This window comes from Isosphaeraceae bacterium EP7, from assembly GCA_038400315.1.
Taxonomy (GTDB): Bacteria; Planctomycetota; Planctomycetia; order Isosphaerales; family Isosphaeraceae; genus EP7.
The window spans coordinates 6316010-6337588 of record CP151667.1; the positions used below are offsets into that span (position 1 = coordinate 6316010).

Genomic DNA, 21579 nt, shown 5'->3' on the forward strand with positions numbered 1-21579 from the left:
CCAACCCTTGAAGGCGGGGGCCGAATATCTTAGCCTGAAGGCGCCGGGGCGTAGGCCCATGACTCGCCCCGAAGGATGACCGAGGGGCGATGCTGCGGGTGAGGTGCGACGATGGGGGCGAACGACGCCGGGTCGTTGCCCTTCAGGGGAGGGTTCCAGGACCACGATGTACGTACCGAAACAACTCTTCTTCACCAAGGGCGTGGGCACGCATCGCGAGAAGCTGACGAGCTTCGAGATGGCCCTGCGCGACGCGAAGATCGCCTGCTATAACCTGGTCCGCGTCTCCAGCATCTTCCCGCCCCTCTGCGAAGAGACCGGAATTGATGAGGGCGTCGCCCAGCTGATGCCGGGCCAGATCGTCCACGTCGTCATGAGCGAGGCGGCCACCGCCGAGCCCAATCGGCTGATCGCCGCCAGCGTCGGCGTGGCCATCCCCCGCGACCGGTCGACGTTCGGCTACCTGTCGGAGCACCACGCCTACGGCCAGACGGCCAAGGCCGCCGCCGACTACGCCGAAGACCTCGCCGCCGAGATGCTCGCGACCGTCCTGGGCGTCGAGTTCGATCCCGACGGCTCGTGGGACGAGAAGCGCGAGATCTGGCGCATCGCCGACGTCATCTACAAGACGAAGGAAGTCACCCAGACCGCCGTCGGCCACAAGGACGGACACTGGACCACCGTCGTCGCCGCCGCCATCCTGCTGCCCTGAGGCACGGAACTCACCAACCGGGGACCAGGATCGGGCCCATTGATCGGGGCTCCGACCTGGCTCCTGGTCGGATGCTCGCATAACCGCCGTCGATCATCATCAATGCCGCGGCCCTCCAACCGGACGGGTAGGTGATGCATGGATTACCAATCGATCCTCGAAGAGGTCGAGACCTGGCCCGTCGACGAACGCCTACGGCTGGCCGATGAGATCTGGCGCCGGACCCCCGGCGAGCGAGAAGACTCGGAGCTATCCGACGCGTGGAAGGCGGAATTGCTTCTCCGGATCGACGAGATGGACAGTAACCCGGACGCTGGCATCCCCTGGGAAGTCATCAGGGCCGAGACCCTGAAGCGACTCAGGCCGTGAATCTGCCTGTCATCCTCGGCCCTCCGGCCGCCCTGGAATTCAAGGCCGGGGTCGACTGGTATGAGCGTGAAGCAGGGCTGGGCGAGGCGTTCCTCGATCGCGTGAACGAGACCTTGGATCGAATCGGGCGAATGCCCGAGTTGCATGCCCCCATCTTCGCGGGCATCCGTCGCGCTCGGGTCGAACGGTTTCCCTACCACGTCTTCTATCGGATCCTTGAAGACCGGGTCGAAGTGCTCGCGATTCACCACAGCAGCCGCGATCCGAAGAACTGGAAAGACCGGGCGTGATCAGACCGAAGGATCGCCCCGCGATCGATTCAGAGGTTCGCCAGGACGGATCGCCGCATTGAATCGTGGGCAATCCTCTTCGGCCTTCCGACTCCAGGTTGCTCTGGTCGGATACGGATCTCTTCTCTCGCCCATGACCGAGTCCCGACGCCATCGCGGGATCTTCTTGATTCGAAAGTGACACCGTCATGACGACGCCCGAAGGCGAAGCTTCCCCCGCGCTGCACAAGGTCAGCAAGCATCGGATCGCCCCCCCGGCCGTGACCGGCGATGTGGCCGCGGCCGACCTGATCGACGGCGCCTTCCTGAGCTACAACGCCGGGCGGCTCCGCGAGGTCTGCCAGGTCTTCACCCGCAAGATGCTCCAGCCCGACTGCACCGTCGGCCTGACGCTCTCGGGCGCCCTGACCCCCGCCGGGCTGGGGATGAGCTGCCTGATCCCCTTGATCCGCGCCGGATTCGTCGACTGGATCGTCTCAACAGGCGCAAACCTTTATCACGATACGCATTACGCTCTCGACCTGCCGCTCCACCAGAGCGGCCCGAACCTCGACGACTTCAAGCTGCGTGAGCACGACATCATCCGGATCTACGACATCGTCTTCGACTACAAGACGCTGCTCGACACGGATGCGTTCTACCGGACCCTGATCGAGAGCGAGCCGTTCGCCAAGAGCATGGGGACGGCCGAGTTCCACAACCTGGTGGGGGCCTATCTCCACGAGCGTTCCGTCAAGCTGGGTCGGCCCGCCAATAGCCTGCTGGCCGCGGCCTACGAGGCTGGGGTGCCGATTTATACGTCGAGCCCCGGCGACAGCTCGATCGGCATGAACCTGGCCGCGCTCAGCCTCCAGGGAAGCGCCCTGCAAATCGACACCTTGCGGGACGTGAACGAGACGGCCGCGATCGTGTACGACGCCAAGAAGGGGGGCGGGGCCTCGGCCGTCCTGATCCTGGGCGGCGGCAGTCCCAAGAACTTCATCCTCCAGACCGAACCGCAGATTCAGGAAGTCCTGGGCCTGGACGAGAGCGGTCACGACTACTTCCTGCAAGTCACCGACGCGAGGCCGGATACCGGCGGTCTCTCGGGCGCAACTGCCAGCGAGGCCATGACCTGGGGCAAGGTCGACCCCGAGCGTCTGCCCGATAGCGTGACCTGCTACACCGACACCACCATCGCGCTGCCCTTGCTGACCGCCTATGCCCTGGCCCGTCACGAGCCGAGGCCCTTGAAGCGACTGTACGACCGCCGCGAGGTGATCTACGAGGCTCTCCGTTCGGAGTATCTGAAGCGTCACCATCAGGGCGACGGCCCGAGCATCGAGGCCCGCAAGCGGCCCGCAAACCCGGCCTGAGCCGGCGGGAAGAGACCCGTGGACCCCGCCGAAACCCGCCTGATCACCGTCGATCGCGACGCCCCGCAGGCGTCCGCGATCGACGAGGCGGCGCGGGCCCTGAGGCGGGGCGAACTCGTCGCCTTCGCCACCGAGACGGTTTACGGCCTGGGGGCCGACGCACTCGACCCCGACGCCGTCGCCCGGATCTTCGCCGCCAAAGGTCGACCGGCGACCAACCCCCTGATCGTGCACGCCGCCGACGTGGACGGGGCCCGGGCCTGCGTCTCGGCCTGGCCCGACGACGCCCAGACCCTGGCCGAGGCCTTCTGGCCGGGACCGCTCACGCTCGTCCTGCCCGCCTCGGCGAACATCCCGCCGATCGTGACCGCCGGACGGTCGACCGTCGGCATCCGCATCCCCAGACCCGAGGTCGCCCGTGCCCTGATCAGGGCCGCAGGTAGGCCGATCGCCGCCCCCAGCGCGAATCGATCGAACGGCGTCTCGCCCACCTTGGCCGAGCACGTCCGCAAAGACCTGGACGGGCGAATTGCCATGATCCTGGACAGCGGACCGGCCGAAGTCGGGCTCGAATCCACGGTCCTGGACCTCTCGGGCGTCACCCCGGTCGTGCTCCGACCTGGCCAGGTTTCCTCGGCCGAGATCGCCGCGATCCTGGGCCGACCGGTCTTCGAATCGACCGTGCATGCTCCGGCTTCAGGCCCGTACGGGCTGGCAAGCCCGGGACAGCTCGCGGTCCATTACGCGCCGAGGACGCCGGCCGACTGGGTCGAACGTCTCGATGAGGGCGTCGCCCGGGCAGAACAGGAGGCTGGGGTCGGGCTCCTCGTCATCGGTCGGACGGTTGAACGCGGATCGGGGACGATCCTCTCCCTGGAAACTCCCGAGCAGGCTGCCCGCGAGCTGTATGCGACGCTACACGCCTGGGACGAGCTTGGCCTATCGCGGATCGTGATCGTCCCGCCCCCCGACCTGCCCGAGTGGAGGGCGATCCGCGACCGACTCCGCCGCGCGACCGGCCCTCGGTGACCCGGTCGGAATCAATCGAACATCCGGCGCTGGTCGAAGACGCTCAGGTCGGGCTCGATGACGAGGGGCTCGGGAAGGTTGAGATGGCGATAGGCGGCGGCGGTGGCTCGTCGGCCGCGGGGGGTCCGGATGATGTATTCGCGGCGGAGGAGGTAGGGCTCGACCTCGTCGGAGAGGGTGTCGACGGCCAGGTTCATCGTGGCGGCGATGGCGTCGACCCCGGTGGGCCCCCCTTTGAAGACGCCGATGAGGGTCTCCAGGTAGCGGCGGTCCTGACGGTCCATCCCCTCAGCGTCGATTTCCTGCATGTCGAGGGCGTCGTGCGCCAGGGCCAGGGTGATGTGGCCGTCGGCGCGAGCCGTGGCATAGTCACGCACCCAGCGCAGGCGGGCGTTGGCCAGGCGCGGGGTGCCTCGGCTGCGGCGGGCGAGTTCCCAGGCGGCATCCTCGGTGATCGTCGTGCGGAGCTTGGATGCGTTGATCGCGACGATCTTGGCCAGGTCGGGCGGGTCGTAGAATTCCAGATGCTCGTGCATGTGGAAGCGGTCGCGGAGCGGCCCGGAAAGGGCTCCGCTGCGGGTGGTGGCGCCGATGATCGTGAACTTCTTCAGCGGTAGGTTGATCGTCCGGGCGGCCATCCCTTCGCCCAGGACGACGTCGACCCGGAAGTCTTCCATCACCGGGTAGATGAACTCCTCGACTGTCTTGGGGAGGCGATGGATCTCGTCGATGAAGAGGATGGAGCCCTCGGCCGCGTTGGTGAGGTAGGGCATCACGTCCATCTTCTTGTCGAGCGCCGGGCCGCTCGTCATGTTCAGCTCGACGCCCAGCTCCCTGTGCAAGACCGTGGCGAAGGTGGTCTTGCCCAGACCCGGGGGGCCGTCGAAGAGGATGTGCGGCAGGGGCTCGTTGCGCTTGCGCGAGGCGGACAGCGCGATCGCCAGTCGCTCGGCCACGGCGCGCTGGCCGACGACCTCGGCGAGGCTCTGCGGCCTCAGCTTTTCGTCCCCCTGATCGGCCTGCGGCCCTTGCTCGGATTCCGGCTGGGGCTCGCGCCGCTTGGGCTCGTCGTCGTCACGCCTGCCGCCGCCGATGATCGTGGGCTCTCTCATCCGGTCACCCTCCCTATTTGCGGTCGGATCATTGTACAGACGAACACCAAAAATGTCGAGGGGCCGGATTCAGGATGATTGAGAGGCGGCCCAGATGAGCAGCACGACGATGACGATGACGGCCAGGACCGCAGCGGCGATGCGAGGGGCCGAGACGGGGGACGTCCCGGCGGAGCGGCCGGTCTGGCCGTTGACGAGGAACCGGTACGAGGCCTTTCGGTAGCGGTAGGCCAGGATGTAGACGGGGGCAAGCGCGGCACGCGAGGTGGTGCCGCTCAGCACGACATTGACCCGGACATTGCGCGCCTGGCCGGGGACACGTTTAGCCGAGGCCCAGGTCTCCAGATCCTCGACCCTTCGCTGAACCAAAGGTCTGGCCTGGCGGCGAGTTCGGGCGAACTGCTCGATAGTGGCGTGTTCCAGGTCGGCCTTGTCGGGAGGGAGGGCCGACTCGAGATCGAACGGGCCGATCGAGTCCAGCTCGTCGAGCGGGACGGCCTCGCTGGCGGGAACCCAGAGGTCGTCGTAGTGACCCGCCTGATTGCCTCGGATCGGTGCCCAGGAGGCCCGCGAGCCGGGGGCGACATCGCTCGTGTCGGCGGTCCAGCGAGTGGAGTAGTCGGTGGAGACGACCCAGAACGGGACATACACGCGACGCAGCTCGAAGATCTGGGCCCCCGACTTCAGGTCGCCGGGATGCCAGACGCTCGACCCGAGCCAGTCGCGCAGGCGTTTCTCGGCATCGCCGACGTCGAGAGCGAACGGGAGGACGCAATCGGGGGCGAGGATCCCCTTGGTCCCGTCGTCGACGAGGTCCACCGATGCGCAGAAGGGGCACTTCAGGTCGCGTGCCCCGGCGTCGTAGCTCATGGTGGCGCCGCAGTTTCGGCACTCGAAGTTCTTCACTCCCAGGGGCATGCGGCTCAGGGCCCGCCCGATGGGCTCGGGAACTTCCCGGCCGCAGGTCGGGCAGAAGAGATCCTCGATGTCGACCATCGAGTTGCAGGACGAACAACGCTCGATGGCCACGCTCATCGGGCCCCCCAGGTCGCCAGGACGTAAGCGGCGGCGAAGATGGCCAGGATGAGGGTCACCGCGACCGTGACCCGAGGGATCGAGAGCGGTTCCTGGCCGACGATCTTGCCCGTCTGGCCATTGATGATCACCCGATAGAGCGTCCCGCCGTAGCGATAGCTGCGCAAGTAGATGGGCAGGAGGATCAGGTCGGAATCGGCCTCGGAAAAGTCGGTCTCGACGCCGAGGTCCGTGTGGGTGTCCCCCGGCAACAGGGCGGCGATGGCCTCCTGCTCGCGGCGACGGGTCTCGTCCTGGCTGCGGGCGAGGGCCTCGTCGCGGTCAACCGAATATTCCTCGCTCAGCCAGCCGGCCAGGTAGCGCGGGGCATAACGTCGGAGGGCATCAAGCCGATAGGGCAGGACCTGATCGAAGTCTTGCTGCGGCAACCCTTTGGAGGCACTGACGAGGTAGAGGCTGTAATAATCCTGATGCTCGCCATCGAGAGGCCCCCACTCGATCTCGCGGACCTGGCGGGTGCGGGTCACGGTCCGGCCGTTGGAATCGCGGGTGGTGTAAGTCTCGGTGCGATACCAGAATTCGCCGATATTCGCCCGCCATCGTGAGCTTGCCCGGACGCTGAACGACCAGAACGGCAGGTAGATGCCGCGCAGCCCGTCGGCGAGCGCGGCCCTGCCCAGATCCCCCGGCCGGAACAGGGCGCGGCCACCGATCCATCGGCGATAGATCGCCTCGGCGCGGTTGCGGTCGATCTCGAAGCCGAGCACGAACTCGGGGGCCTGGCGGCCGGTGCGGTCGGGGGGCCGGTCGACGACGTAGGGGGAGTCGCAGAAGGGACAGGTCGCAGTCCGCGAATCAGGATCGCAGCGGACCGAGGCGCCGCAATTCTCGCAGGTGAAGACGGTTCCTGAGTCGGCCTTGGTCTCGGCGGGCTCAAGGGGCAGGGCCCCGTCCACCTCGGAATCAACGGCGTTATCGAGGGCCTGGCCGCAGTTGGGACAGAAGACCGCGCCTCGTTCGAGGGGTGCGGAGCAGTTGGGGCAGAGCCGGGCGCGCGGGGGCTCGGCGGCGGTCTCGGCCGGCGGGGTGCCGTGGGTGAGGTGAGGGCCGGGCGGCATGGGTCGGGCGGGCCTCGTCGGGGTCCGGGTCCGATCGTTCAGCGTTCGTTGCGATCCTGCAGATAGATGGCATCGATCATCTCGGCCACGCTCTTGTACTTTTTCTTGCCCATCAGGACACGATCGATCGCCTGGCGGGCCTGACTTTCGTTGTGGCCGACGGACATGAGCGCCGCGAAGGTGTCGCGGATGACGTCGGCCTGGGCGTTCTCCACGACGCCGTTAGCCTGGGAAGCGGCGGCAGGCTCGTTGGGGGAGCCGGGCTGCGCGACCATCAGGGCGAACTTGCCGACCTTGCGGCGGAGCTTGGCGACGATCCGCTCGGCGGTGGCCTCGCCGATCCCCGGATAGGTGGCCAAGGTCTTGACCTCCTGATCCTGGATGGCGCGGGCCAGCTCGCGGACGGGCCGGACCATGGCACGCAAGGCTTTGCGCACGCCGACGCCGTCGACCGAGCAGAAGATCTCGAAGAACTCGCGCTCGATCGTGGTGAGGAAGCCGACGAGCCTGGGGGTCATCCGACCGACGGCGTTGCCCTCGATATAGAAGATCGTGTGGAGCGCGATCTTCTCGCCAACCTGCCCCTGGAGCGCCCTGCGGGCGTGCTCGGGGATGAGGATCTCGAGCTCGTAGGGGTCGACCTCGAGGACGAGCTCTTCCACGCCGACGGAACGGACGATGCCTCGGACCTGGGAAATCAACGTGGGCCTCCGTGGGCGTGCGCCCCTAGAGTTGGGGCTCGCCTGTGATTTTGTACAGAGAGTTTGCCGCGCATCGGGGTTTGCGGCAAGGGGGTTCGGCGGTTTGAGCTGACCTTGTGTTTTCCTGGCAGGCGTGCAGAATGCAGGGAGGCCCTAGGGATGGGTGCTGGACCGGACGGACGAGGCCCCTGGCGGGCTCGTCGCCACGGATCCAAGCTCGGGAGGAGCGTCGAACGCATGGCCGTTGCCCCGACGTCGCACCACGGCCATACCCCGGTCCATCGGCTGGGCGAGCGATTCTTCGACATCGTCGCAGACGTGGGCGATGTCGCCCAGTTCTCGGCGACGACGCTGGCCTGGACTTTCCGCCGGCGGGTCCGGTGGTCGGTGCTGGTGCCGAACTTCTACGCCATCGGCGTGATGAGCTTCCCGGTGGTGGCGATCACCGGCACGTTCATCGGTATGGTGCTGGCCTCTCAGGCGCACAGCCAGTTCGCCATGATGGGCCTGGCCACCCGGCTGGGCTCGGTGATCAATATCTCGCTGGTCAAGGAGCTGGGCCCGGTGCTGGCGGCGACGATGCTGGCCGGCCGCGTGGGATCGAGCATGTCGGCCGAGCTGGGGACGATGCGCGTCACCGAGCAGATCGACGCGCTGGAGGCCCTGGGCACCAACCCGATCCACCACCTGGTCGTCCCCCGGTTCCTGGCCTGCGTGCTCCTGATCCCGCTGCTGACCCTGATGGCCGACTTCATGGGCGTCATCGGCGGGGCGGTGGTGAGCACGAAGATCCTGGGGGTCGACTCCTACTTCTACTGGTATCACTCGCGCAATTATGTTGGCGCGCTCGACCTGTTCGCCGGCATCTTCAAGAGCTTCTTCTTCGGCGCGGCGATCGCGATGATCAGCTGCCACCGCGGGTTCAACTCCAAGGCGGGTGCCGAGGGGGTGGGCAAGGCGGCGACCGAGGCGTTCGTCTATTCGTTCATCGCGATCCTGGCGCTGGACTTCGCGCTGGGGATCCTCTGGAACTCGGTGTATTACGCAATCTGGCCAGACTCGTCGGGGCTGCTATGAGTGCCGACCCGATCATCGAGCTGGACCGGATCACGATGCGGTTCCGCCAGCAGACGGTCCTGCGCGACCTGACGTTGAACGTCAGGCTGGGCGAGACCCTCTGCGTCATCGGCGAGAGCGGCTGCGGCAAGACCGTGCTGCTGAAGCTGATGATCGGACTGCTGACGCCGACGAGCGGGACGGTCAAGTTCGACGGCAAGGAGCTGTCGAAGATGAGCGAGCAGGAGCTGACGCGCACCCGGCTGCGGTTCGGCTTCCTGTTCCAGATGGCCGCCCTGTTCGACAGCCTGACGATCTTCGACAACGTCGCCTTCGGCCCCCGGCAGCACAACCTGTACGACCCAGAGACGATCCGCAAGGTGGTCGCCGAGCGACTGCACGAGGTGGGCCTGCCCGCCGGCGTCGAGCACAAGAAGCCCGCGGAGCTGTCCGGCGGCCAGCGCAAACGGGTCGGCCTGGCCCGCGCCCTGGCGCTCGACCCCGAGGTGATGCTCTACGACGAGCCGACCACCGGCCTCGACCCGATCATGAGCGACGTGATCAACCAGCTCATCATGCAGACGCACGACACCAAGGGGGTCACCGGCATCGTCGTCACCCACGACATGACGACGGTGACGAAGGTGGCCGACCGCGTGGTGATGCTCTACCCGATCCGCAGGCTGGGGCCCAAGGATTCGCAGGTCCTCTTCGACGGGCCGCCGGACCTGCTGCACGACCACCCCGACCCCCGCGTCCGCCAGTTCGTGCGGGGCGAGGCCGGCGAGCGGCTGCGCGAGATGTCGCAGCAGCAGCGCGAGGCCAACGCGACGCCCGACTCCGGCGCCGGCGACGACTCGGACTCGGGGCCCGACGTATGACGGCCACACACGACGCGACGATGCCGCCCAGACGAGGTCAGCCATGAACGAGCGGGTCATGCAGTTCCGGATCGGCATGTTCGTCATCGTGGCGGGCCTGGTCCTGTCGATGCTCCTGGTCTGGTTCGGCGAGAGCCCCTCGCTGCTCCGCGACCATGTCTTCGTCACCGCACGCTATGTCGAGGCCCCCGGCGTGGCCGAGGGCGTCCCCGTGCGAAAGAGCGGGATCCGCGTCGGCGAGGTCACGGCCGTCACCTTCGACGAGCGCGAGGGCCAGCCGGACGGCGTGCTGGTGACGATCCAGCTCGAGCGCAAATACAAGCTGAAGGCGGGGTCGAGGCCCAGGATCACGCGATCGCTGATCGGCGACGTCTCGATCGACATGATCCCCGGACCCGGACCCGAGCTGCTCCAGACCTTCAAGAGTCACAACCCGCCGCCGACCCTGGAGGGGGAGATCACCCCCGACCCGTCGAAGGCGCTTCAGGCGGCGACCGAGGCGTTCCAGAAGGCGGGCAACACCCTGGCCGCCATCGACGCGGCGGCCAGCGGGATCGCCGACATCTCCAAGAAGGCCGGCAGCCTGGGCGAGTTCCTCGACACCTGGGGGACCACCGGGCGCAAGATGATGACCCTGGCCGAGGACATCGACCGCGTGGTGCGCGACAACGAGGCCGACATCAAGCCGGCCGTGGCGAACCTGCGGCAGGCGGTGGAGAAGGTCAACGCGGTGCTCGACCCGTCCACCCAGGCCAACGCCAAGTCGGCCATCAACCGGATGAACAAGGTCACCTCCGAGCTGGAGCTGGGCCTGGCCGAGGTCCGCCCCCTGCTCCGCGACCTGGGCGCCCCCGCGACCACCGTCCCCCAGACCGGCGCCGGCCAGACCGTGCAACGCCTCAACCGGATCGCCAGCGACGTGGGCCTGCTGACCCACACGCTCAACGACGGCAAGAACGGCCTGAACACCAACGGCACCCTCCAGCGAATGCTGACCCACCCCGAGCTGTTCGACAACCTGAACCGGATGGCGGCGACCGCCAACGAGGTCATCAATGGGGCCAAGCCCGTGGTGAACTCCTTCCGCACCTTCGCCGAGAAGCTGGCGCGAGACCCCTCGGCCATGACCCGAGGGGCCTTGCAGCGTCAGTGATCAGAGCGACTGGGCGGTGGGCCTGACCAGGATCTCATTGACGGCGACCGACGCAGGTTGCCGGATCGCGTAGAGAACGGCCTGGGCGATCGCCTCCGCTGGGATCGCGATCGAGGTGAACGCCTTGACCATCTCGGCGGTCGGGGCGTCGGTGATGTGGCTGCTCAGCTCGGATTCCACCGCGCCGGGGCTGATGATGGTGCTGCGGATGTTCGGGCCGGCCTCCATCCGGAACCCCTCCGCGATCGCACGGACCGCGAACTTCGTCCCGCAATAGACAGCGGCGCCGGGGAAGACATGGTGCCCTGCGACCGATGACACGCTGATCATGTGCCCGCTTTGCTGGGCCAGGAAATGCGGCAAGGCGGCCGAGATGCCGTAGAGCACACCCTTCACATTGACGTCGATGGTCCGGTCCCACTCGTCCACCTTGTCGGCCGCCAGCGGCGACAGCGGCATATATCCCGCGTTGTTGATCATCACGTCGATCCGGCCGAAGTGCGAGACGGCCGCGGCAACCAGGCCTTTCACCTCGTCATGCTTGGTCACGTCGACGGCATGGGCCAGGGCCTGCCCGCCCGATGCCCGGATCTCGCCGACGATCGATTCCAGACGATCGCCGCGCCTCGCCCCGAGTACCACCTTCGCGCCATTCGCGGCCAGCAGCCGGGCCATCGCCTCGCCGATCCCGCTGCTGGCCCCGGTGATGACGACGACCTTTCCGTCGACCTTGGTGTTCCATTCAGACATTGCCGGATCCTCTCGGGATGACATCGAGCAGATGCGACCGATCGCCGCACGACCGGTCGGATTCTAGGGCGTTCAGGCCACGATGCGCTATCCCGATCCTCGCCGATCCTTGCACGATCGTGCATAAGCCGCCGGATTTCTCCGGACGGCGACTCCGCGGGCTGCGTACACTGAGGGAACGAAGCGACCGAGGACGAACGAAGGGGCGAGCGGATGAGCGGACGGACCGTCGAAGAGCTGGCCGAGCTGATCGAGCGGCATACCGGCGTGGATGGTGAGCATCCGACCGCGATCGGGGGGCTTGACCTGTTCCGGCTCTCGGCCCCGAACGAGCCGATCCAGATCGTCTACGAGCCGTCCCTCTGCCTGATCGCGCAAGGCCGGAAGCGGGTCATCCTGGCCGACGAGATCTACATCTACGACCCTGCGCATTTCCTGCTCGCGTCCGTCGACCTGCCGGTCGCCAGCCAGGTCATCGAGGCCTCTCCGCAATCTCCCTACCTGGCCCTCAGGATCAATCTCGATGCCGGGCAGGTCGGGGAACTGGCCGCGGACGCCGGACTGGCGCGACCGGCGGGCCCGCCGAAGAATCGAGGACTGGCCGTCAGTCCGGTGGGGCCTACGCTGCTGGACGCGGTCGTGCGGCTGCTCGACCTCCTCGATAGCCCGGGGGACGTCGGGATATTGGCGCCGCTGGTCCTGCGCGAGATCACCTACCGGCTGCTGGTGGGCGAGCAGGGTCCTCGGCTGCGCCAGATCACCGCGGTGGACGGCCAGGCGAGGCGAATCGTGCGGGCCATACAGTGGCTCAAAGGCCACTTCGCGGAGCCCTTCCGCATCGACATCCTCGCACGCGAGGCGAGGATGAGCCCGTCGTCGCTCCACCACCAGTTCAAGGCCGTGACGGCGATGAGCCCGCTCCAATACCAGAAGCAACTCCGGCTCCAGGAAGCCCGACGCCTGATGCTCGGCGAGGGGCTGGACGCGGCGACGGCCGGATACCGCGTGGGCTACGAAAGCCCCTCGCAATTCAGCCGCGAATACCGCCGCCTGTTCGGCCAGCCCCCGCGGCTCGATCTGGCCTCAATCCGGACCGCATCACGGCTGTAACCTGCCCACCGATTAACGGGCCTGCCAGTGGCGGGCGAGGCGGTCGGCGTCGGCCTGATCGAGGCGGTAGAGGTTGATGGAATAGCCAATCTGGGCGATGGGCTTCAGCTCGCGGAAGTAGCCGAAGGCGTCGGCGAAGGCGGGGTAGGGGGCGAACCGGCCGGGGGCGTAGACCCTCCAGGGAAGGCCATGGACCAGCGACACGCTCACGGCGTAGAGGCCGGGTTTCGGGCCGTCGACGGGCGTCCCGGCGGGCGAGCCGTCCAGGCCCCTGGGCTTGGCGGTCGGCAGGAACCAGGGGAACGAGTCGCCCCGCAACGCGAACATATTCGGATGAATCTGGCCGAAGTAGGCGATCCCGACGGGCTCCTTGACGTCGTTCTCGCGCAGCCAGGCGCGGAGGTTGATCAGGTCCTGGCCCCAGTCGATGTTGCTGTCGATGAGGTGCGAGGAGCCGTTGGCGGGGCCGCCGCTGGCCACGTTGAAGTAGGCCAGGTAGTGCGGGTGGACCGAGAGGCTGCCCGCCGCCGCAAGCGCGACGAGCCCGGCGACCGCGCCGCAAGCGACCCTCCTGGCCCCCACCCCGGCGAAGCCCGAGGCCCAGGGGGCGATCCGGCCCAGGGCGATGTAGGCATAGGGAAAGATGGGCAGGATGTAGCGCAGGCCGATGTTGATGTCGGTGCCGAAGCTGATCGCGGCGAACGTGGCGGCCGGGACGACGACCAGGCTCAGCTCGTCGCCCAGCGACGCCCGGGCCCGGCGCGAAGTGGCGGCGGCGACGAGCGCCAGGGCGGCCAGAAGGATCGTGGCGTCGGGCGTCTTGTAGGCCAGTGCCCAGAGGTAATAGGTGCGCCAACCCTGGCTCCTGAGGCTGCCGTCCAGGTAGACAGGATAGCCGCGGATCTCGCCAGCCCGCACCGGCGGCGGCTCCGCGTTGAGGATGTGAAGCGGGACGCCGTCGGCCTCGAGCTTCTGGTTGTCGAACCCCAGCAGGTAGTGCGCCGGGAGCGGGACGGGGATCGAGCCGAGCCAGGTGCCCCTGAATCGGTTGACGCGATAGGAACGCAGCTTGACTAGCAGGTCGGCCCTGTAAGGGGGGAGCACAAGGTCGGCCTCCCGCTCCCGGGTGAGCGGTGCGCTGACGAACTGGTAATTGCCCAGCGGCGTGAAGGAGCCTTCGAACTCATAGCCGAGGTTAATGACGAGCACGCTGACCGAGACGATGACCAGGCCGCGGCCGGCGGCGCCGGCGATGCTGCGACCGAGCCCGGCTCCCCTTCCCTTCGCCCAGACGTCGATCGCCCAGATGAGGGGCCAGAGGGCGTAGAGGACGACCAGGCTGAACTTGGTCAGTTGCGCCAGGCCCAGGACCGCGCCCAGGCCGAGGGCGGCCCACCAGCTCGGCCGCCTCAGCGATGACCAGAACAGGTACGTGGCGGCGACACCCAGCGAGGTCGCGGCGACGTCGGTGGTGATCAGCCGCGAGTGGGCCAGCACGTTCGGGCAGGTGCACCAGAGGGCGAGACTGAGCAGGCCACCGGCGGGCCCGAACAGCCGGGCCGACCAGGCGAACACGGCAAGTCCGCCGATGAGGGCGAACGTGGGCATCACCAGCCTGGCCTTGGTGAATAGCTCGAAATAATCGGCCGCACGCAACCGGGCGAACTCGTGGGCGAACTCCGCCTTGTTGGGCAGCTCCGACGTCCATGCCGGCGACCGATAGAGCTCCTCCGTCGTCGCGTCTCGCCCGGAAACAGGCCAGGCGGCGAGCATCTTCACCAGCGGCGGGTTGTGGTGATAGAGCTTGAACGTCCCGGTCTGCCAGTAGCTGATCCCCGCCGGCAGGTGGATGACCTCGTCGATCGTCGGGTTCTCGCGGACCAGGCTCAGGACCGCCAGGCACCACTGGGCGATGAGCAGGAACGCCACCGCGCCCGCGGTCCGCCCCTTCGTCCAGAACGGCGGTCGGGTTGCAACCGAAACCGAGGGAGGCGGGGGCTCGACCGGGGCCGGGTTCGGGGCGGATCGCTGCGAAGGGGGACGTCGGGCCATCGGTGTTTCCTGCAATCGTCGGAGGAGCGTGCCGGCATGGCGACGGTCCCCCATGATCGCCGGGCGGCCCCTGATTGTCGATCCGCTGGTTCACGCGACGGGGATCGGCTCGCGGTAGAATCGGCGGCCGTCTCGCGGGATTTCGGGCAGGAACCATGGGCCGAGGGCCGAAGATGAGCCGCGCATTGCTCGTGATCGACGTACAGAACGAATACTTCGACGGCGCACTGCCGATCACCCATCCGGCGGGCCACCTCGACCGGATCCTCGAAGTGATGGACGCCGCCCGGGGGAAGATCCCGACGGTCGTCATCCAGCACCACTTCCCGCAGCCCGACAAGCCCTTCTTTCAGAGGGGAACCCACGGCTGGGAGTTGCACAAGGAGGTGGCCGGCAGGCCCAGGGATGCCCTGATCGAGAAGACGATGCCGGGCAGCTTCACCGGCACCAACCTGGAGGCCTGGCTCCGCGAGCGTGGGATTACCACGGTGACCATCGCCGGATACATGACGCACATGTGCTGCGACACCACCGCGAGACAGGCCGTGCATCGGGGCCTGACCGTGGAGTTCTTGAGCGACGCGACCGGCACACTTCCGCTGTCCAACGCCGCCGGCTCCGTGACGGCCGAGGAGTTGCAGCGGTCGATCCTGTGCGCCCAGCAGATGCTCCTGAGCGAGGTGCTTCCGACGTCGGAGTGGATCGGGCGGCTGTGAGGCACGAGCCAGCCTCGAACTCGGGCCCGACCTGGGCCCGAGTTCGAGGGGAGACTCCATGCGTTCAGGACCCGAGGACTTCGATCTTGGGCGGGTGGAAGTCGGGGGTGGGCGGGGCGGGAGCCCGCTCGTCGTCGAGGATTTCGAGTTCGGGGAGCGTGACCCGCACGCCGGCCTTGGTGAACTCGACGGGGATCAGCTCCTTGGAGATGGCCGCGTCGTAGCCCAGGCCGAAGAAGCGATGCGCGGGGGTCGACAGGCGCAGGCTGAAGCGGAAGAGCTGGAGCCTGAGCCAGTGCAGGCCCCGGATGTCATCGCCGAGGATGATGTCTTCCTCGCCGATGACGATGATCCAGCGATTCGACGGGATATCGATCTGGCCGCGGCGTTGCAGCTCCACCAGGGCCCCCCGGACGTCGGGATGCTGCATGTATCCGTACGTGCCCGAGATCGAGATGATGTTACGCCCCAGGTTGATGATCTCGAAGAGATCGTTCCCCTGGGCCTCGGCCACCGAGACCTGGTGGACGTGGAAGAGGGTGATATGCGCCGGCAGCACGCCGTACTTCTTCAGGAAGATTCGCAGCGAGACCGGCAGGAACTCGTCGAGGGTGCGGATGGGCCTGGAGCAGAGGAAGACGAAGGCGCGGTCGGTCTCGACCACCCGCCGGCGACCCTGGACCAGCAGGCGGGCCTGGGGGAGGTTCTCGAGGATCGACAGCTGGATCTCGTCGAGCTTGTCGCGCAAGGCCACCAGCCAGGAGACCCGCTTGCCCCCCTGCACGCCGAAGGCGAAGTAAGCGCGGGCGATCTCTCCGCGGCCCCACTGCCAGGTGAGCATGATCGTCACCAGCACGACGGCGATGCCCACCGGCACGTAGCCGCCGTGGATGAATTTCAGCAGGTTGCTGAAGAAGAAGGTCAGGTCCACCGCCATGATCGGCACGCAGACGGCCAGGGCCTTTGCGATCGACCATCCCCATCGGAAGTGCGCCACATAGCCGAAGGCCAGCGTGGTGATGCCCATCGTGCCGGTGACCGCGATCCCGTAGGCCGCTGCCAAATTGCCCGCGGTGCGGAAGATCAGGGTGATGGCCACGCAGCCGAGGAACATCGACCAGTTGATGGCCGGGATGTAAACCTGGCCCTCGGCCTCGCGGCTGGTGAATTTGACGTCGAACCGGGGGCAGAAGCCCAGCGCGATCGCCTGCTTGACGATCGAGAACATCCCCGTGATCAACGCCTGCGAGGCGATGAACGCCGCGATGGCCGAGATGACGAGGTCTGCCCCCAGGATCACGCGGTCGACCAGCGGGTTACCCGTCTGCGGCGTCAGGGCGTAGAACGTGTTGGCCCGGGGGGGCACGCCCTTCTCGAGCATGTACCCCACCTGCCCCGCGTAGTTGCAGATGAGCGCGGGCAGGACCAGGTAGAACCAGGAGAACATGACCGGGCGTCGGCCCGAGTCGGCCGCGAGGACGCTCTTGCCCTCGAGCACCTCGCCCTCGCCTCTGCGGGCGAAGTGGCCGATGTCGGCGTACTTGGCCTCACCGCCGGTGATGGCCAGCACCACGACGCCCAGGATGACGAAGGCCCCCAGGCTGGGGAACTGGGCCAAGAAGTCGTACGCGTACCGGGGGTCGATCGCGCGGAAGACCTCGGGGTGGCGGAACGCCCAGGGAAGCCCCTTCAGGGCGATCCAGGGGAACCAGATGAGCATCATGAACCAGCCGAAGAGGCCGCCGACCTTGCTCGTCCCGCGCCACTGCGCCTTGAACAGGATGAACAGGCTGACCAGGGTGGCCCAGACCGCCGTCGTCTCGCCCAGCGGCTCATACGCCCCCAGCATGCTGATCGGCGGCGTGATCACGCCGTCGGCCGCGAGCAGGCCCGCCGCGGCGACGACCAGATAGCCCAGCATCGAGATGCCGACGATCTTGCCCGAGTAGCCCTTCAGCAGCCCCCAGAGGGCGAACGTCCCCCCCTCGCCCCGGTTGTCGGCCCGCATGATGAGCAGGTCGTACTTCACCGTCAGGAAGAGGAGCGCCCAGAGCACCAGGCTGAAGCCGCCGAGGATCTCGCGTGCGTTGAGCAGGTCGGCCCCCCCGTGCTCCAGGACGGGGACCATCTCCGCCTCGTGGTGGATGCCCCGCTTGAGCCGGACGGTCTCACGCGTGATCTCCATGATGGTGTAGAGCACCGACGTGCCGATGTCACCATAGACGGTGCCGGTGGCCTCGCGCATGCGAGTGAAAAGACTGCTGCTGCCATGCGAGGGCTGATGCGACTCGGGTCTGCGTTTCTCGGCCGGATCCACGAAGCTCGCTCCACGGGGGCTCGATCGATAGGCTATCCGGGCGGGGGCCCCACCAACTTAACTTCCGGACCGGTCGCGGGATAGGGGTGATCGACCGCCCGCCCCGCTCCGAAGGCCCGATCCAGACCCGCCGCCAGCCGTTCGGGCGGGCCGATCACGGCGGCGACGAAGTTGGGGACGGCGTCGGGGTCCGGGCGGCGATTGATGCAACGGACGTGCCCGCGGCATCACGGCCCACTCAGGCGAGCGTGGAGAGCGTCTTGAAGCTGGCCTGAAGCGCCGGGTAGAGCGCCCGGTAAGCGGCGTAGCCACGGTCGTAATAGGCCTTGGCCTCGGGCTGCACCGTCGCCCGGTCGACCGCCCTGATGGTCGCGTCGCAGGCCTCGGGCACGTTGGAGAACGTGCCGACACCGACGTGGGCCAGCAGCGCGACGCCGAAGGCGGGCCCTTCGGTGGCGTTGACCGTCTGCACGTCCTGGCCGTAGATGTCAGCCTGCACCTGCCTCCAAAATGGGCTGCGGGCACCGCCGCCGGAGACCCTGATCTCGTCGATTGGCGCCCCGCTCTCGCGGATCACCTCCAGGCAGTCGCGCATGGCGTAAGTCGCCCCCTCGATCACGCTGCGGATGAGGTGCGGCCGGCCATGCCGCACGGTCAGGCCCACCCAGGCCCCCTTGGCATCCGGGTCGGAGTGAGGCGCCCGCTCGCCGGTCAGGTAGGGCAGGAAGATCAGGCCTTCCGATCCAGGTCCCACCTGCGCGGCCTCGTCGGTCAGCAGCGCATAAGGGTCGACGCCCAGGGCCTTGGCCTGTTCCACCTCGACCTGGCCCAGCTGGTTGCGGAACCACTGGAAGCTGCCGCCGGCGGCCAGCACGACGCCCATCGCCACCCAGGCGCCCGGCACCGCATGACAGCCGCTCTGCACCCGCCCCTCGGGGTCGATCGCGGCCTCCTTGGAATGGGCGAACACCACGCCCGAGGTCCCCATCGTCGCCGAGACCACCCCAGGGCGCACGATCCCGTTGCCGATCGCGCCGGCCGGCTGGTCTCCGCCCCCGCCCACGACCGGCGTGCCCACGGCCAGCCCGCAGGCCCTCGCGCCCTCAGCTCCGACCTTCCCCGAGATTTCCTGGCTCTCGTAACAGGTGGGCAAAAGCGACATGTCGATCTGGAGCAGGCCCGCCAGCTTGCGGCTCCAGCGGCGGTTGGCCACGTCGAAGAGGAGCGTCCCCGAGGCGTCGCTCACCTCGGTCGCATAAGTCCCCGTCAGTCGATAGCGGATGTAATCCTTGGGCAGCAACACCTGCCGCACCCGGTCCCAGTTGGCCGGCTCGTGCCTGCGCACCCAGAGCAGCTTGGGCGCGGTGAACCCGGTCAGCGCCCGGTTGGCGACGAGCTTGACCAGCCCCGCCCTGCCCCCGGCGGCGGCCTCGATCTCGTCGCACTCGGCGGCCGTGCGCTGGTCGTTCCAGAGCAGGGCCGGCCGGATGACCTCGCCCGCTTCATCCAGGAAGACCGAACCGTGCATCTGCCCGCTGAGGCCGATGCCCGCGACGTCGGACGGCTTCAGGCCCGCGCCCGACATCACCCGGCTGACCGTGTCCGCGGTCGCCTTCCACCAGAGCTCGGGCTCCTGCTCCGACCACCCCGCCCTGGGGTGGCTGCACGGATATTCGGCCGACGCCGAGGCGAGGATCGCCCCCTTGGCGTCGACGGCGATGGTCTTGGTCCCCGACGTGCCGATGTCGATCCCGAGCGTGACGGCCAAGACCTAACCCTCCCCGGTCAGCACCCAGGCCTCGCCGCAGCGCAACGCCCGGGCCGTCACCCCCGCCGGCAGCGCCCGGGCCAGTTGCCCGAACTCCTCGACGGAGGCCGTGTTGAATGTGAACATTTCATAATGATGAGGCACGACGAACCGGGGCCGCACCGCGGCCGCCAATGCCAGCGCCTCGGCCGACGACATGTTCCCCGGCACGCCCCGCGCCGGGTCCCGGCCGTTGATCGGCAGGAACATCGCGTCGAACGCCCCCGGCCCCAGCGCCCCGACGAGCCCGTCGTAAACGAGCCCGTCGCCGCTGTGGTAGACCCTGATCCCGTCGGCCTCGATCACGAACCCCAGGTAAAGATGACGCCCCGCCGCATCCGTGTCGAGCCCCTCGTGCGCCGAAGCCAGGGCCCGGACCCGGAACCCCGCCACCTCCACCGACTCCCCCGCGTCCAGCCCCAGCAGCCGTCCCGCATCCAGGCCCATCCCCGCCGCATGCTCCAGCAGGCTCGCCGGCAGCCCCAGCAACGCCCCCGGAGACGCCGCCATCAACCCCGGCATCGTCCCCGGGTCCAGATGGTCCGAATGCTTGTGGCTCGCCAGAATAAGGTCCACCCCGGCCAGATCATGCCCCCGAAGCGGGGCCTCGGTCATCCGCACATGCGGCTTGTCGGTTTCGGCATATTTGGTCGTCAGGTGCTCGGACAGATAAGGGTCGATGACCAGCAGGCCCGTCCGAGACTTGATGACGAACCCGCTCTGCCCTAGCCACCAGACGATCAGCGAGCCGGCCTCGGGACTGGCCCCGGCGATCTCCTCGACGAGTTCGGCCCCTTTGCGAACGGGCTGAATGAGCATCGGATAACACCCCCTGGACTCGCCGCCCTTTGGATTGCCCGTGCGGAGCAAATCGCGTATTCTCTCCGCACAACATGCGGAGAAAAAGTCGTGTGGATTCACGAGCACCCCGACTGGCCTCATTTCATCTGGGACGCCGCGTCGATCACCGATCGCCTTGCCTCTCTGCGGCACCGCCAGGGGAGGCTCGTCGGCCGTATGGAAGGCCTCGGCTTCCGCCTGCGCGGCGAGGCCGAGCTTGCCACACTCACCGAGAACGTCCTGCGATCGAGCGAGATCGAGGGTGACATCCTCGAACCCGAGCAAGTCCGGTCGTCGATCGCGCGTCGACTGGGGATCGACATCGGCGGCCTTCTCCCCGCCGATCGGCGCGTCGAAGGGGTCGTCGAGATGATGCTCGACGCCGCCCAGAACAGCCAGGCCCCACTCTCCGCCGAACGTCTCTACAACTGGCATGCCGCCCTGTTCCCGACCGGCCGTAGCGGCCTGGGCCGGATCGTCGTCGGCTCCTGGAGGGACGACGCCAACGGCCCGATGCAGGTCGTCTCGGGACCGATCGGCAAGGAACGGGTCCACTTTCAGGCGCCGGAGGCCGGTCGTCTCGAAGCCGAGATGACGCACTTCCTCGACAACTTCAACGCCGAAACCGCCATCGATCCGGTCATCAAGGCCGCGATCGCGCATCTCTGGTTCGTGACCATCCACCCCTTCGACGACGGCAACGGCCGGATCGCCCGCGCCATCGCCGACCTGGCCCTCGCCCGCTCCGACCGCAGCCCCCAGCGATTCTACAGCATGTCGGCCCAGATCCAGCTCGAGCGCAAGGCCTATTACGAGATCCTCGAACAGACCCAGAACGGCCCCCTCGACATCACCCTCTGGCTCGACTGGTTCCTGGCCTGTCTCGACCGCTCGCTCGTCGGCGCAGAGCAGACGTTGACGGCGGTGCTGACAAAAGCCCGGTTCTGGGAGGCCCATTCCGAGCAACCCTTCAACGACCGCCAGCGCAAGATCATCAACCTTCTGCTCGATGGGTTTGACGGCAAACTCACGTCTTCCAAATGGGCGAAGCTAGGCAAATGCTCGCAGGACACGGCGCATCGTGACATCGTCGACCTGATGGGCCGCCACATTCTTGCTCAGGAAGGTGTCGGCCGCGGGACGGCGTATTCACTTGTCGAAACAGATTCGATGTAA

Annotated in this window: 20 protein-coding genes; 11 read left to right on the forward strand and 9 right to left on the reverse strand. The window is 67.6% G+C overall.

What is annotated here, in order from left to right:
• Positions 1–166: 166 nt before the first annotated feature.
• The 5 genes from EP7_RS24935 to EP7_RS24955 all read left to right on the forward strand — a co-directional run bounded on the left by EP7_RS24935 (position 167) and on the right by EP7_RS24955 (position 3755).
• Complete coding sequence (locus EP7_RS24935; RefSeq protein WP_463524940.1) at positions 167–712, forward strand: pyruvoyl-dependent arginine decarboxylase; 546 nt, start codon at positions 167–169, stop codon at positions 710–712.
• 138 nt (positions 713–850) lie between these two features.
• On the forward strand, positions 851–1081 hold the full coding sequence (locus tag EP7_RS24940; protein ID WP_463524941.1) for an addiction module protein: 231 nt from the start codon (positions 851–853) through the stop codon (positions 1079–1081).
• Positions 1078–1371: a type II toxin-antitoxin system RelE/ParE family toxin gene (locus tag EP7_RS24945; RefSeq protein ID WP_463524942.1), complete on the forward strand. Its 294-nt coding sequence runs from the start codon at positions 1078–1080 to the stop codon at positions 1369–1371. Before EP7_RS24940 ends, EP7_RS24945 begins: the two co-directional genes overlap by 4 nt.
• A gap of 188 nt (positions 1372–1559) precedes the next feature.
• Positions 1560–2726 (forward strand): homospermidine biosynthesis protein, encoded by a 1167-nt coding sequence (locus EP7_RS24950; RefSeq protein ID WP_463524943.1) that lies wholly within the window; start codon positions 1560–1562, stop codon positions 2724–2726.
• Between the two features lie 18 nt (positions 2727–2744).
• Entirely contained in the window at positions 2745–3755 is a 1011-nt protein-coding gene (locus EP7_RS24955; RefSeq protein ID WP_463524944.1) for an L-threonylcarbamoyladenylate synthase, read from the forward strand.
• 11 nt (positions 3756–3766) lie between these two features.
• On the opposite strand, the gene ruvB is transcribed toward EP7_RS24955, so the two are convergent.
• The 4 genes from ruvB to ruvA all read right to left on the reverse strand — a co-directional run bounded on the left by ruvB (position 3767) and on the right by ruvA (position 7721).
• On the reverse strand, positions 3767–4867 hold the full coding sequence (gene ruvB, locus EP7_RS24960; protein WP_463524946.1) for a Holliday junction branch migration DNA helicase RuvB: 1101 nt from the start codon (positions 4865–4867) through the stop codon (positions 3767–3769).
• Between the two features lie 69 nt (positions 4868–4936).
• Positions 4937–5902, reverse strand: coding sequence for a hypothetical protein (locus EP7_RS24965; protein WP_463524948.1), 966 nt, complete (start codon positions 5900–5902; stop codon positions 4937–4939).
• Positions 5899–7020: a zinc ribbon domain-containing protein gene (locus tag EP7_RS24970; RefSeq protein WP_463524949.1), complete on the reverse strand. Its 1122-nt coding sequence runs from the start codon at positions 7018–7020 to the stop codon at positions 5899–5901. The genes EP7_RS24965 and EP7_RS24970 overlap by 4 nt, the downstream gene beginning before the upstream one ends.
• A 38-nt stretch (positions 7021–7058) precedes the next feature.
• The gene (gene ruvA / locus EP7_RS24975) at positions 7059–7721 is read right to left on the reverse strand and encodes a Holliday junction branch migration protein RuvA (RefSeq protein ID WP_463524951.1); all 663 of its coding nucleotides are present in this window, start codon (positions 7719–7721) and stop codon (positions 7059–7061) included.
• A gap of 237 nt (positions 7722–7958) precedes the next feature.
• On the opposite strand from ruvA, the gene EP7_RS24980 reads away from it, so the two are divergent.
• Genes EP7_RS24980 through EP7_RS24990 form a run of 3 tightly spaced genes read left to right on the forward strand, consistent with a single transcriptional unit; the run spans position 7959 to position 10811 of the window.
• Positions 7959–8798 (forward strand): MlaE family ABC transporter permease, encoded by an 840-nt coding sequence (locus EP7_RS24980; protein WP_463524952.1) that lies wholly within the window; start codon positions 7959–7961, stop codon positions 8796–8798.
• Positions 8795–9658, forward strand: a complete 864-nt coding sequence (locus EP7_RS24985; RefSeq protein ID WP_463524953.1) for an ABC transporter ATP-binding protein — start codon at positions 8795–8797, stop codon at positions 9656–9658. Before EP7_RS24980 ends, EP7_RS24985 begins: the two co-directional genes overlap by 4 nt.
• Before the next feature lie 43 nt (positions 9659–9701).
• Positions 9702–10811 carry an MlaD family protein gene (locus tag EP7_RS24990; RefSeq protein ID WP_463524954.1) on the forward strand — a complete coding sequence of 370 codons (1110 nt, stop codon included), beginning with the start codon at positions 9702–9704 and terminating at the stop codon, positions 10809–10811.
• Here EP7_RS24990 and EP7_RS24995 read toward each other — a convergent pair whose 3' ends face one another.
• On the reverse strand, positions 10812–11561 hold the full coding sequence (locus EP7_RS24995) for an SDR family oxidoreductase (protein ID WP_463524956.1): 750 nt from the start codon (positions 11559–11561) through the stop codon (positions 10812–10814). It abuts the gene before it with no gap.
• 213 nt (positions 11562–11774) lie between these two features.
• Here EP7_RS24995 and EP7_RS25000 point away from each other — a divergent pair, with 213 nt between their 5' ends.
• Entirely contained in the window at positions 11775–12671 is an 897-nt protein-coding gene (locus EP7_RS25000; protein ID WP_463524958.1) for an AraC family transcriptional regulator, read from the forward strand.
• A 12-nt stretch (positions 12672–12683) separates the two neighbouring features.
• Here the strand turns inward: EP7_RS25000 and EP7_RS25005 are convergent, their stop codons facing one another.
• Positions 12684–14723, reverse strand: coding sequence for an ArnT family glycosyltransferase (locus EP7_RS25005; protein WP_463524959.1), 2040 nt, complete (start codon positions 14721–14723; stop codon positions 12684–12686).
• A 173-nt stretch (positions 14724–14896) separates the two neighbouring features.
• Between EP7_RS25005 and EP7_RS25010 the strand changes: the two genes are divergently transcribed.
• The gene (locus EP7_RS25010; protein WP_463524961.1) at positions 14897–15439 is read left to right on the forward strand and encodes a cysteine hydrolase family protein; all 543 of its coding nucleotides are present in this window, start codon (positions 14897–14899) and stop codon (positions 15437–15439) included.
• A 64-nt stretch (positions 15440–15503) separates the two neighbouring features.
• Here the strand turns inward: EP7_RS25010 and EP7_RS25015 are convergent, their stop codons facing one another.
• The 3 genes from EP7_RS25015 to EP7_RS25025 form a co-directional block, all read right to left on the reverse strand.
• Positions 15504–17756, reverse strand: a complete 2253-nt coding sequence (locus tag EP7_RS25015; protein ID WP_463524962.1) for a KUP/HAK/KT family potassium transporter — start codon at positions 17754–17756, stop codon at positions 15504–15506.
• Between the two features lie 238 nt (positions 17757–17994).
• Positions 17995–19524 carry a xylulokinase gene (xylB, locus tag EP7_RS25020; RefSeq protein ID WP_463524963.1) on the reverse strand — a complete coding sequence of 510 codons (1530 nt, stop codon included), beginning with the start codon at positions 19522–19524 and terminating at the stop codon, positions 17995–17997.
• Positions 19525–19527: 3 nt separating this feature from the next.
• Positions 19528–20382 carry an MBL fold metallo-hydrolase gene (locus EP7_RS25025; protein WP_463524964.1) on the reverse strand — a complete coding sequence of 285 codons (855 nt, stop codon included), beginning with the start codon at positions 20380–20382 and terminating at the stop codon, positions 19528–19530.
• A 90-nt stretch (positions 20383–20472) separates the two neighbouring features.
• Here EP7_RS25025 and EP7_RS25030 point away from each other — a divergent pair, with 90 nt between their 5' ends.
• Positions 20473–21579, forward strand: a complete 1107-nt coding sequence (locus tag EP7_RS25030; RefSeq protein WP_463524966.1) for a Fic family protein — start codon at positions 20473–20475, stop codon at positions 21577–21579.